At 65.1% G+C, this 11802-nt stretch carries 13 protein-coding genes; 8 read left to right on the forward strand and 5 right to left on the reverse strand.

The annotated features are described in order from the left end of the window. The first annotated feature begins 31 nt into the window (after window positions 1-31). Window positions 32-958: an EamA family transporter gene (locus AC1C2O_RS16025; RefSeq protein ID WP_495431435.1), complete on the forward strand. Its 927-nt coding sequence runs from the start codon at window positions 32-34 to the stop codon at window positions 956-958. Here the strand turns inward: AC1C2O_RS16025 and AC1C2O_RS16030 are convergent. Both AC1C2O_RS16030 and AC1C2O_RS16035 read right to left on the reverse strand, forming a co-directional pair. Continuing rightward, window positions 936-1706, reverse strand: a complete 771-nt coding sequence (locus AC1C2O_RS16030; protein WP_495431436.1) for a YidC/Oxa1 family membrane protein insertase — start codon at window positions 1704-1706, stop codon at window positions 936-938. The two genes, AC1C2O_RS16025 and AC1C2O_RS16030, sit on opposite strands and share 23 nt — an antisense overlap. Before the next feature lie 65 nt (window positions 1707-1771). Then, complete coding sequence (locus AC1C2O_RS16035; protein WP_495431437.1) at window positions 1772-2140, reverse strand: DUF6412 domain-containing protein; 369 nt, start codon at window positions 2138-2140, stop codon at window positions 1772-1774. Here AC1C2O_RS16035 and AC1C2O_RS16040 point away from each other — a divergent pair. The 3 genes from AC1C2O_RS16040 (at window position 2105) to AC1C2O_RS16050 (ending at window position 3914) form a co-directional block, all read left to right on the forward strand. Next, window positions 2105-3139 (forward strand): NAD(P)H-dependent flavin oxidoreductase, encoded by a 1035-nt coding sequence (locus AC1C2O_RS16040; RefSeq protein ID WP_495431438.1) that lies wholly within the window; start codon window positions 2105-2107, stop codon window positions 3137-3139. The two genes, AC1C2O_RS16035 and AC1C2O_RS16040, sit on opposite strands and share 36 nt — an antisense overlap. A gap of 134 nt (window positions 3140-3273) precedes the next feature. Next, on the forward strand, window positions 3274-3531 hold the full coding sequence (locus tag AC1C2O_RS16045) for a type II toxin-antitoxin system Phd/YefM family antitoxin (RefSeq protein WP_495431439.1): 258 nt from the start codon (window positions 3274-3276) through the stop codon (window positions 3529-3531). Then, complete coding sequence (locus AC1C2O_RS16050) at window positions 3528-3914, forward strand: type II toxin-antitoxin system VapC family toxin (RefSeq protein WP_495431440.1); 387 nt, start codon at window positions 3528-3530, stop codon at window positions 3912-3914. The genes AC1C2O_RS16045 and AC1C2O_RS16050 overlap by 4 nt, the downstream gene beginning before the upstream one ends. Before the next feature lie 19 nt (window positions 3915-3933). On the opposite strand, the gene purU is transcribed toward AC1C2O_RS16050, so the two are convergent. Next, window positions 3934-4785 (reverse strand): formyltetrahydrofolate deformylase, encoded by an 852-nt coding sequence (purU, locus tag AC1C2O_RS16055; protein ID WP_495431441.1) that lies wholly within the window; start codon window positions 4783-4785, stop codon window positions 3934-3936. A gap of 94 nt (window positions 4786-4879) precedes the next feature. Between purU and AC1C2O_RS16060 the strand changes: the two genes are divergently transcribed. From AC1C2O_RS16060 to AC1C2O_RS16070, 3 genes are all read left to right on the forward strand, one after another. Further along, window positions 4880-6088 (forward strand): cation:proton antiporter, encoded by a 1209-nt coding sequence (locus AC1C2O_RS16060; protein ID WP_495431442.1) that lies wholly within the window; start codon window positions 4880-4882, stop codon window positions 6086-6088. After that, on the forward strand, window positions 6085-6543 hold the full coding sequence (locus AC1C2O_RS16065; protein WP_495431443.1) for a glutaminase: 459 nt from the start codon (window positions 6085-6087) through the stop codon (window positions 6541-6543). The genes AC1C2O_RS16060 and AC1C2O_RS16065 overlap by 4 nt, the downstream gene beginning before the upstream one ends. 97 nt (window positions 6544-6640) lie before the next feature. Beyond that, complete coding sequence (locus AC1C2O_RS16070; RefSeq protein ID WP_495431444.1) at window positions 6641-9181, forward strand: ATP-dependent Clp protease ATP-binding subunit; 2541 nt, start codon at window positions 6641-6643, stop codon at window positions 9179-9181. A 7-nt stretch (window positions 9182-9188) separates the two neighbouring features. Here the strand turns inward: AC1C2O_RS16070 and AC1C2O_RS16075 are convergent, their stop codons facing one another. Both AC1C2O_RS16075 and AC1C2O_RS16080 read right to left on the reverse strand, forming a co-directional pair. Beyond that, window positions 9189-9905, reverse strand: coding sequence for a glutamine amidotransferase-related protein (locus tag AC1C2O_RS16075; protein ID WP_495431445.1), 717 nt, complete (start codon window positions 9903-9905; stop codon window positions 9189-9191). A 19-nt stretch (window positions 9906-9924) separates the two neighbouring features. Further along, the gene (locus AC1C2O_RS16080; RefSeq protein ID WP_495431446.1) at window positions 9925-10653 is read right to left on the reverse strand and encodes a LysR substrate-binding domain-containing protein; all 729 of its coding nucleotides are present in this window, start codon (window positions 10651-10653) and stop codon (window positions 9925-9927) included. A gap of 154 nt (window positions 10654-10807) precedes the next feature. Between AC1C2O_RS16080 and AC1C2O_RS16085 the strand changes: the two genes are divergently transcribed. Next, window positions 10808-11764, forward strand: a complete 957-nt coding sequence (locus AC1C2O_RS16085; protein WP_495431447.1) for a PhnD/SsuA/transferrin family substrate-binding protein — start codon at window positions 10808-10810, stop codon at window positions 11762-11764. Window positions 11765-11802 lie beyond the last annotated feature (38 nt).

The following is an 11802-nucleotide window of genomic DNA, read 5'->3' on the forward strand; positions in this document are numbered from 1 at the left end:
ACGCGCAACTTTCACGCTGCAGACTGGAAGCATGATTTCGTCTGCACCCTCGCGTCCCGTTATCGGTGCCGCCATGGTGTTCGCCTCGTGTATTTCGCTCTCGTTCGGCGCGGCGGTGGCGGTGCAACTGTTCCCCACGCTCGGTGCTTGGGGCGTGACGGCGTTGCGACTGAGCATCGCTGCGATCGTGATGATCGTGGCGGTGCGCCCTGCGGTGCGGCGCTGGAAACGACGGCAGTGGCGCGCCGCAATCATCTTCGGCATCGCCTTGGGCGGCATGAACGGTGCGTTCTACGCGGCGATCGAGCGTATTCCACTCGGACCCGCGGTCGCGATCGAGTTTCTCGGACCGCTCGTACTGTCGGCGTTGCTGACCAGGCGTTTGGTCGACACCGGCTGGCTGGTGCTCGCGGTCGCAGGCATCGCGCTGCTCGGGATCGACGGGATGCTCGGCGAAGCCCCGCTTGACATGATCGGGGTGGGTTTCGCGCTGATCGCTGCGGCGTTCTGGGCGTTCTATATCCGTGCCACAGCCCATGCGGGCGCGATCATCCCCGGTCGAGGTGCGCTCGCCATCGGCTTCGTCGTCGCCTCGGTGCTGATGCTGCCTTTCGGCATCCCTGCGGCGATTATCGTGTCCGCCGACCCCATGCTCCTGGTTCTCGTGTTGCTCACCTCCCTGCTGGGCTCGATCATCCCGTACACCTTGGAGCTGTCGGCGCTCAGGCGGATGCCGCAGCGCGTCTTCGGCATCCTGCTCAGTCTTGAGCCGGCGACGGCGACGCTTGCCGGCTGGCTCGTGCTTGGTCAGCATGCGAGTGGATTGCGTGTGCTGGCGATCGTGTTCGTGGTCACCGCTAGTGTCGGGGTCAGTTTGGTTGGCACCCGAAGACGGCGAGATGATCCGACTCTGGGCGACCCGGGTGATCCGCCGCTCAGCGAGCCGGCGACACCGTGACCGGCGCCGTGTCAGTCAGCGGGTAGCGCCGCCGCAGGATCATCCGCTGAACGAGCGTCCAGGTCACAGTGATCGTGAGATAGAGCCCCGCAGCCAGCGGTACGAACACCGCGAACACGGCGGTCATGTAGTGCAGCGCGCTCATCATGCGCAGCATCCCTGGTGAGGACATTGGAGAGTCGTCGACGGCCACCGGCCGGAACACGCGGCGTGTGATCTCGGCAACCACGATCATGATCGCGATCAGCGCGCCGGAGACGAGGAGCGTCGACAGCGAGAACGGGCCGGTGAATACCATCGAGACCAGGCTCGTGCCGAGCGTCGCGCCAAACAGGTCGTGCGTCAACAGCTCGTTCGGGTGGCCGGAGATATCGGTGCGCAGGAACAGCGTGTAGAGGATGCCTACGACTGGCGCCTGCAGCAGCACGGGCAGACAGCCGGCGAACGGCGAGGTGTTCTCGTCTTTGTAGAGCTGCATCGTCTCGCGCTGCAGGCGCTCTGGGTTCTTCTTGTGCCGTTTCTGCAGTTCGCGCAGCTTCGGCGCCAGCCGCGCTCTGGTCTGTTCGGCCTTGGCCTGGGAGATTCCCACCGGGATGAGGATGGCGCGCACGAGCAGGGTAACGAGGATGACGGCTGCCGCAGCGGACGCCGTTGCGGTAAAGGGCTCGAGCAGGTTTGCGAGTCCGGTGAGGGCGCCGCACGCGGTGTCGAGGATCGCCGCGATGGGCCCGAAGGCATAGATGTCCAAAAGAGTGTCCGTTCGAAGTGTCGGGAAGGTCGGCCTGATGCCGTGTTCCCGACTCGTTCGGACGGTTACACGGCGGAGGCGACTCCCGGGGCCCGCGGACGCGGGTGGCCCGCAGCATCCGGATCGCTCTGAGACAGTAGGACGGACAGATCTATGGCGCGCAGCGGATGCGGGGATGAACCCTGACCGGGCTGCACGATGCCGAACGTGTAGGCGACAACGAGCGTCACGACTGCGAGCAGCGCGACGGACAGGGTCAGCGCAGCAAGATCGAGCGAGGCGAGATCGGGCATGTTGATCAGTCCGAGCGCAGACAGCATGAGCCGCATGAGCTGCTCGAATGTGTCCACCATGTCATAGACAGTATCAGCGGCCGGCTGAGGCGTAGCCTCGAGAGCATGAGCGATCTGCGTGAGCTTCTCGGCATCCGTCATCCAATTCTCCTCGGTGCTTTCGGCGGCCTCTCGTCCGTCGCGTTGACGGCTGCGGTGAGTGATGCCGGCGGTCTGGGAGCCTATGGACTGTATGGATACGACGGTGCGCGGATTCGCTCGACGGTAACCGCGCTGCGCGAGGCTACTTCCCTGCCATTCGCGTTGAACATCTGGCTCCCGACCGGCGATGAGGTCGAGCCCGGCGCGCAGCACACCGTGTTCGCTCAGGCGTTGGAGCCGTTCTACGAGGCGGTGGGGGTTGAGGTCCCCTCGCGCCCGGAGCGCTATATGCCGTCGCTCGAGGAACAGTTGGATGCGATCTGGGATGCCGCACCTGCCGTGCTCAGCGTCGTGTACGGGGTTCCGTCGGCTGAGGTTGTCGAGGAGGCACATCGCCGCGGCATCCGTGTCATCGGCACCGCCACGACGGTGGCCGAAGCGGTCGCTCTCGAGGCGGGCGGCGTCGATGTCGTGATCGCCAGCGGCGCCGAGGCGGCCGGGCACCGCGTGTCTTTCCTGCGTGCGCCCGAGGAGTCCCTCGTCGGCACGTTCGCGCTTGTGCCGCAGGTCGTGGATGCCGTCCGAGTTCCCGTGGTCGCGGCCGGAGGCATTGCCGACCGGCGCGGTGTGGCTGCGGCGCGTGCGCTCGGGGCATCCGGTGTTCAGGTGGGCACGGCGTTCCTGGCGACGCGCGAGTCTGCGGCGAACGATGCCCACCGCGCAGCGATCAGGCAGACGGCGGCCGATGAGAGCGTGCTCACCAAGGCGATGAGCGGACGCCTGGCGCGCGGCGGCCGCAACCGCGCCGTGCGGGCGATCGAGGCGAGCGGAACGATTGCGCCGTTCCCGATGCAGAACTGGCTCACGGGGCGCTTCCGCGTCGCCGCGGGGGAGCAGAACCTCGGCGAGCTGCAGTCCCTGTGGCTCGGGCAGGCGGCGCCGCTGGCGCGCTGGGATGCCGCGGACGAGGTGTTCGCTGAGCTGGTGGCAGGGCTATAAGGCGCGCCACCCCCTGCCGAAATCAGGAACTCCTCCCGAGATCAGGACGAACCTGCAGAAAACTCCTGATCTGGGGACATGTTCCTGATTCGGGCATCCTTCAATCTGGCTAGGAACTTGGCTATAATGGCTAGATGGTTCAGCATAGTGTTCTCGATGCGAGGAACAATTTGTCGCGGTTGATCGCCGAGTCGCAATCCGGCGAGGACGTGGTGATCACGAAGCGAGGCGCTCCGGTGGCGCGACTCGTTCCGATCGGTCCGGTCGATCTGATCATGAACGGCGCGGCATTGGTCGGATGGATCGAGGCCAACCCGGTACCTTCGCGACTCTTGCGAACCAGCGGCGAACTGGATGCCCAGATCGCTGAAGCGAGGGATGCCTGGGAATGATCTACCTGGATTCCTGCATCCTGATCTATGCGCTGGAAGACCACGGTTCCCGAGGGGATGCTGTGCGCGCAGCGCTGCGCGAATTGGAAACGCCTGTCGGATCGAGCGATCTCGCACTTCACGAATGCCTGGTCGTGCCGTTGCGGGAGAAGAACGTCGAACTCAAAGATCGCTATCTTGCGATGTTCGAGCGGCTCGAGCGCGTCCCTCTCGACGCTGCGGCATTCATTCGAGCCGCAGAAGTGCGTGCTGACTTCGGGCTGAAGACGCCGGATGCGCTGCATCTCGCCGCGGCCCAGCTGAGTGGCTGCGATGCGCTCTGGACCAACGACAAGCGACTCGCTGCGGCATCCCGTGGGCTCGCAGTCGACGTCGTGAACTGAGACCCGCCCTAGATCCGCCCTAGAGGATGACGGTCGACTTCCCGTGCACGATCACGCGGTCCTCTGCGTGCCACTGCACTGCGCGAGCGAGCACCAGACGTTCGACATCGGCGCCGCGGCTCTGCAGGTCAGCAGCAGAATCGGAGTGCGTGGCGCGTGTGACGTCCTGCTCGATGATCGGACCCTCGTCGAGGTCGGCCGTCGCATAGTGCGCGGTTGCCCCGATCAGCTTCACGCCGCGATCCTTGGCGCGGGCGTACGGGTTTGCACCGATGAAGGCTGGCAGGAACGAGTGGTGGATGTTGATCACCGGCGCTCCGACCTTCTCGATGAAGTCGTCGGTGAGGATCTGCATGTAGCGGGCGAGAACGACGAGGTCGACGTTGCCCTGCAGAAGCTCGAGCTGACGCTGCTCCATGGCGACCTTGTCGCCAGACGGGATGTGCACGAACGGTACACCGAAAGTGCGCACGGATTCGGCGAGATCGGCGTGGTTCGATACGACCATCGTGATGTCGATGTCGAGCTGGCCGCGCTGCGTGCGCCACAACAGTTCCATCAGGCAGTGGTCATACTTTGAGACGAAGATCGCGACCCGCTTGCGGAGCGAGGTGTCGTGCAGTGACCACTCCATGCGGAATCGCTCGGCGACCGTGCTGAGTGAAGCTTCCAGTGCCGGGCGCGCAGCGGAGAGACCGGGAAGGTGGATCACTGTGCGCTGGAAGAAGCGTCCGTCTTCGGCATCCGTCGAGTGCTGATCGAGCGAGATGATGTTCGCGCCGTGCTCGGCCAGGACATTGGCGACGGCGGCGACGATTCCGGGCTGGTCATCGCAGGCGATGAGCAGACGTGCGGTATCGGTCTGGGACATGGATGCTCCTTGCAAAGGTCTGTGTCGATTCTGCCCCGTTCGCCGGAGGGTGGCGAATCGAGCGGCCCGGCTGTGGTGTCGATACTCTGAGCGAATGAACGCGAGCGAGCTAGGACTAGTGCTGGTACCACTGCTGGCGGTCGCTGCGCCCTTGCTGGCCCGCGGCATCCGCCCGGTGCTGCGCGTGCCCATCATCGTGTTCGAGCTCGTCCTTGGCATCCTGGTCGGTCCCGCCGTGCTCGGCTGGGTGGAACCGGGCGTCGTGCTCGACAAACTCAGCGACTTCGGGCTCGCGGTGCTGTTCTTCGTGGCGGGCACCGAGATCGACTTCCGCGCTGTCGCCGGTCGGCCGCTGGTACGCGCCTCTCTCGGATGGCTGCTCAGCCTGGTGCTCGGCATCGGAGTCGGATTCCTGATTGCGCCGGACGAAGGAATGGTCGTGATCGGCATTGCGCTCAGCTCGACGGCCCTGGGCACGCTCATGCCGATTCTTCGCGACGCACGGGAGCTCGGCACGCCCTTCGGGAAGGTCATCACCGCGATCGGCGCGGTGGGGGAGTTTCTGCCGCTGATTGCGATCTCGATCTTCCTCAGCACACGCACGGCTCCGATCGCGACCGCGATCCTGCTGACATTCGTGGTCCTCGCCGCTCTCGTGGTGTTCATCGCCCATCGCGCACCGCACGGGCGTCTGCACCAGCTCGTCAGGGCCACGTTGCACACCTCTGATCAGTTCGGCGTGCGGTTCGTGCTGATGCTCATCGCGTTGCTGGTGGGGATCAGCGTCTTTCTCGATCTCGATATGTTGCTCGGCGCGTTTGTCGCAGGGGCGGTCTGGCGCATCATTATGGCGCGAGCGCCGAAGTTGGACGCCGACGCGATCGAGAGCAAGATTGAGGCGATCGCATTCGGTTTCCTCGTGCCGATTTTCTTCCTGTACACCGGCGTCACCTTCGATCTCGCATCTCTCACTGCGTCACCTCTCGCCCTCGCCTTGGTGCCGCTGTTCTTGATCGCCCTGCTCGTGATTCGTGGCAGCGCCGCGCAGCTCTCGGCACCCGTGGGTGCCGACGTCAAGGAGCGCACATCGATCGCCCTGATGGCGGCTACCGGCCTGCCGATTATCGTGGCCGTGACCGCGATCGGCGTGAACGAGAAGATCCTGGACTCGGCGATCGCTGCAGCACTGGTCGGTGCGGGGATGCTGTCGGTATTGATCTATCCGTTGATCGCGATGACACTTCGAGGGGATCGCGAACGACTGGATGCTGTCGAGCACGACCGGCCGCAGGGAGAACTGTGACCGCTTCTAAGCTCCTGGTGGCCGCACGTACGGCACTGGTCGGCGTGCCCAAGGAAGGCCTCGGCGAGGAACGTTCATCGCGGTGGCGTGGCGATCGAATCGTGCGGATCGGGGAGGCCTGGCACATCGGTGTGCTCCTGCTCACCGATGACCGTGTGCTGGCCACGGCCGAGGTGCTGCGCGCCGCAGACCCAGGGCGCCGCGGCTACACGGCAGAGTCGGCGCGTGAGCGCGCCGCGCGCCGACAGATGGCGCTGCGCGGTGGCTTCGCCGAGGGCGAGGTCGCGCACATCGGATGGTCGGTCATCGATGTGGATGCCGTGGATGCCGGCGGCTCTTCCGGCCCGCTCGCAACGGTGGACGGTGTGCCGCAGGTGCGCTGGTCGAACACCGGCGCGTACATGCCGCTGGATGCGTATTTTCGTGAGCGGATCGGCCTTATCCGCGATCTTTGAGAGCCCCCAATGCTGGCTTTTTGAGAACCTCCAGGAATACTCGGGCTCCGTATGCGTTGAAGTTGAGCGAAGTACACTCAACTTTCAGGAGGATGCAATGCCCAACGACTTCAGCGATGCCGGCGCGAACTCGTTCGATGAGTTCCTCGCGCGCTACCTTGCGGGCGATCGAGCCCGTCAGACCCGTTCGATCGACCTCAGCCGATTCCTCACCGCGCGCACGCAGCAGATCCTGCAGAGCGCCGGCCGTTTCGCGCTGGAGCGCGGACAGACCGAGCTTGATGCCCTGCACGTTCTGCGGAAGATTGTCGAGGATGACGCCGTCACCCAGGCGATCGAACGCATCGGTGTGACCCCGCAACAGATCATCGAATCTGTCGAGACCCGACTGCCGCTGCCCGCTGAACGCGCTGCAGCGGAGGCCGCGACGATCACACCGAGTGCAAGTCGCGCGCTCTTCCACGCGTATCAGGTGGCACGCTCGTCCGGTGCGACGTACATCGAACCTGTGCACCTCTTCTTCGCGCTTGTGCTGGGCCAGGATGTGCCAGCAGGTCAGGTGCTCGCACAGGTCGGCGTGACGGCAGATGCCCTCACCGAGTCTGCACGTGAGCACGTGACCGCGCCCGTCGGCGGCGACACGGACGACACCGAGACCGGAGCATCCGCTTCGCCCATGCTCGACAAATACGGTATCGATCTGACTGCCCGCGCCCGCGCCGGCGAGCTCGATCCGGTGATCGGCCGCGCCGAAGAGGTCGAACAGACCATCGAGATCCTCAGCCGGCGCACGAAGAACAACCCCGTGCTGATCGGCGAGGCTGGCGTCGGCAAGACGGCGATCGTCGACGGAATCGCGCAGGCGATCGTCGACGGCACTGTTCCCGCGCAACTCGAGGGGCGTCGCGTGATCACGCTCGACCTCCCAGGCATGCTCGCTGGCACCCGCTACCGAGGCGACTTCGAAGAGCGTCTGACCAAGACCATGGATGAGATCGCCGCGCACAAAGACACCGTGATCGTGTTCATCGACGAGGTGCACACCGTCGTCGGAGCAGGTGGATCCGGCGAGGGCGGCATGGACGCGGGCAACATCCTCAAGCCGCGTCTCGCTCGCGGAGACCTGCACATGATCGGCGCGACGACGCTCAAGGAGTACCGCCAGATCGAGAAGGACCCGGCGTTGGAGCGTCGTTTCCAGCCAGTGAAGGTGGACGAGCCCGGTATCGAAGACGCTGTACGCATTCTCGATGGGCTGAAGGACGCCTACCAGGATCACCACCGGGTGACCTATACGGATGCCGCGCTGCGCGCCGCCGTCACCATGAGTGCCCGCTACCTTCCAGACCGGGTTCTGCCGGACAAGGCGATCGACCTGATCGACCAGGCCGGCGCCCGACTGCGCCTGAAGCTGGGCCTCCCCGTCGACACCTCAGCGCTCGTGACCGAGCTCGCCGATCTCGAGGTGCGCAAGAACGACGCCGTCGCCACCGAGCACTACGAGGAGGCGTTGCAACTGCGCGATGAGATCGCCCTGACCCAGTCCCAGATCGATATGGCCGCTGCGGGAGCATCGGCTGCTGCTGAGACGATCGTCGACGAGCGTGAGATCGCCGAGGTGATCGCGCGGGCGACCGGCATTCCGGTCAGCCGTCTGACAGAGGGCGAGCGAGAGCGCCTCGCCGACCTTGAGAGCGAGCTTCACGCGCGGGTGATCGGACAGGATGACGCGGTCGCGGCTGTTGCGCGCGCCGTGCGGCGCAACCGCACTGGCATGGGTGACGCGCGGCGTCCCGTCGGATCGTTCCTGTTCCTCGGTCCGACCGGCGTCGGCAAGACCGAGCTGGCGAAGGCACTCGCCGATCGGCTGTTCGACGATGAGTCTGCGGTGATCCGGTTCGACATGAGCGAGTTCGGCGAGCGGCACACCGTGTCGCGGCTCGTCGGTGCTCCTCCCGGATACGTCGGCTACGACGAAGCAGGGCAGCTCACCGAGCGGGTGCGGCGCAACCCGTATTCGATCGTGCTGTTCGACGAGATCGAGAAGGCACACCCTGACGTGTTCAACCTGCTGCTGCAGGTGCTCGACGACGGACGCCTCACTGATGGGCAGGGTCGCACGGTCGATTTCCGCAACACGGTGATCGTGATGACCTCGAACATCGGGTCGGAGTTCCTCGCGTCGCGCTCCGGTGCGCTCGGATTCGTCTCTTCGCAGGATGCCGCAGCAAACGGCTTCGCGTCGATGAAGGACCTGCGTGATCGCGTCATGGGCAAACTTCGTGAGGCGATGCGGCCCGAGTTCCTCAACCGCATCGACGAGATCGTGCTGTTCCAGAAGCTGACTCAAGATGAGCTGGCACCCATTGTGCATTTGCTGTTGGGGGCGACCTCAGCTCGTCTCGCCGAGCGCGACATGCGCCTCGACGTGACGGATGCTGCGGTGGCATGGCTCGGCGAGCACGGCTACGAGCCAGAGTTCGGTGCTCGTCCGCTGCGCCGGCTGATCCAGCGCGAGGTCGATGACCGCATCGCCGATCTGCTGGTCAGCGGTGCTCTCGACGATGGTGGCGTAGTGCGACTGGACGCAGACGAGAACGGTCTCATCGTGAAGGTAGCCGTGCTCCAGGCGGCGTAAGCCAGCACTACCCGAAAGTCAGCGCGAACCTGCTCAACAGATCCTCGCCGCCCACACCCTGGGCGGCGAGGATTTCTGCTTCCACGGCGTCGAACTCGGTAGCGTCGAAGTATCCGTTGTTGCGGTAGAACGTCATCCGGTCGGCGAAATCCTGCGGGCTGGGTTCGGGGTGAAACTGCGTCGCATACAGCCGTTCACCTACGCGGTACGCCTGCACGGGGCAGTCCTCGTTTGTTGCGAGCAGCGTGGCGCCGGGTGGCACGGCCACCGCACTCTCCTTGTGCGCTGTGAAGACATTCAATGCCGGCGCACTCGGCCCGAAGACCGGATCGGATGCCGCGGCATCGGTCGTGCTGATCACAGTAGCTCTGGTGGATTCGGGGTGGGCCAGCGTCAGCGCGCCGCCGAGCATCCGCGTGACGATGCCGATGCCGAAGCAGGTGAAGAAGGTGGCGGTCTCTCCGGCGAGCGAGCGCGCGGCGATGCGCGCGAGATCGGCCTCGACCCGCTCCTGCAACGGTGTCTTCGCGGCATCCGTCACATTGAATGGCGATCCGCCGATGACGATTCCGTCGTGCCGGGCGAGCACCTCATCGGTGAGGGGATCCGCGAGGAGGTCGAGCTGATCAAGATCAGCGACACCGAGCCCACGTTGGAATGATGCGTGCTCGGCCTCGGCGGCGCCGCGCTCAGGACGCACGCAGACGTAGAGAAGCGAGGCCATGCAGATAACCTACCGTCGCTCAGCGTGAGGAGTTCGCGGTGCGTCCGCGGACGATCCCGACGAAGGTCTCGACGTCTTCTGTCGTGCGATCGCGCGGCCACGCGATGGCCACGGTGGAACTCGGCCCTCCGCGAAGCGGGCGGTAGTCGGCATCCTTGCGCTGGTGCATGCGGGCGAGTGACATCGGCACGATCACAATGCCGGTGCCGGATGCTGCCGTGGCGATTGCCTCTCCGGTGGTGTCGAGAGGGGCGAAGTTCGGGGTCAGGATGCCGGGGATATCCAAGGGCCCGAGCACATCATCGAGCGGCGTGATCAGTACCTCTCCGGCTAGATCGGAAGGATCGAGTTCGTCCGCCACCAGCAGATGGGACTCGATGGATGCCACGACCACCGGCATCTCGTCATAGAGCGCGATCAGGTGCAGGCTCTCGTCGAGGAGAGGCAGGCGAATGAGGGCGGCATCCAACTCGTCGATGGATTCGCGCTGCGTCGCCCTGTCGATGGGTGTGAGTTCCAGAGTGACGTGTGGCATCCGCCGGTTCCACGTGTCGATCCATTTGCCCGGTGTCGCCCCTGGAACGGCGCCGAGGCGGAAGACGCGCGGCTCCGGTGCAGGTGCCGGTTCGGGCCTCGGTGCCGGCGCAGGCTTCTTCGCAGTCTTTGCCGGTTTCGTCTGCTGGTACTTCTTCGCTCGGACAGGCCCACCCATCGATGCGCGTTGTCGAGATTTGCCGGAATGTGCCATGGATTCAGGGTACTCGCGCTTCGGGAATTCACTTTTCGTTCACGGAGGCGTCAGGAGTTCGCCCCGCACACGTCGTCGGCTCGGTCTTAGCTCTCTTCGTCGGCTGTCCCGCCGATCAGATACCTGCACCAGCACCTTCGAAAGGTTCCTCCCAATGCAGTCACCAGTCAAGCGCGGTCTCGCGATCGTCGCCGGCCTCACCCTCGCCTTCGGGCTCGCAGCCTGCGCTGCAGAGCCTGCAGACTCCGCGACCGATGGAGACACCGGTAGCACTGATGCCGCGACGACGGAAGGCACGTTCGCCTCCGGCAGCGCGGACAAGCTTGTCTTCGCCGTTCTCCCCGACCACGAGGGTGCCGACCAGGACGCCCAGCCCATCGCGGACTGGATCGCCGAGATCACCGGCAAGGAGGTCGAGCTCTTCCAGGCGACCGACTACACCGCAGTGGTGCAGGGCCTCGCTGCTGACCAGATCGACATCGCGCAGATCTCGGCGTTCACCTACTACCAGGCACAGAACGCCGGCGCAGAGATCGAGCCCATCGGCGCGCAGATCACGCAGGAGGGCGCAGAGCCCGGTTACTTCTCGGTTGCAGTGAAGAACCCCGCATCTGACGCGACGTCGCTCGAGGACTTCGCCGACCAGCCGGTCTGCTTCGTCAACCCGACGTCCACCTCCGGCTTCGCCGTGCCCATGGGCGGCCTGCTGGGTGCCGGCGTCACCGTCGCAGAGGACAACCGCCTCTTCGGCGAGGAGCATGACCTCAACGCGAAGAAGGTCGCCGAGGGTGTTGACTGCCAGGTCGGCTTCGCCCAGGACATCGACGCTGACCCGCTGATCGAGTCCGGCGAGCTCGTCGAGGTCGAGCGCGTGCAGGTGCCGGCCGCTCCGATCGTTCTCCAGGCGGCACTGCCGCAGGACGTCAAGGACCAGCTCTTCGAGGCACTCGCCGACAGCACCCAGTCCTCGCTGACTGACGCTGGCGTTGAGCTCAACGAGTTCCTGACCGATGGCTGGTTCGGCTTCGGTGCCGTCGATGACGAGTACTACGACCTCATCCGCACGCTGTGCGACGAGATCGCAGACGAGGTCGAGGCCTGCCAGGTCTGATCCTCGTCCACCTCACGCACGGAAAATTCAGGAGTATT

Source organism: Microbacterium sp. Y355, from assembly GCF_059445345.1.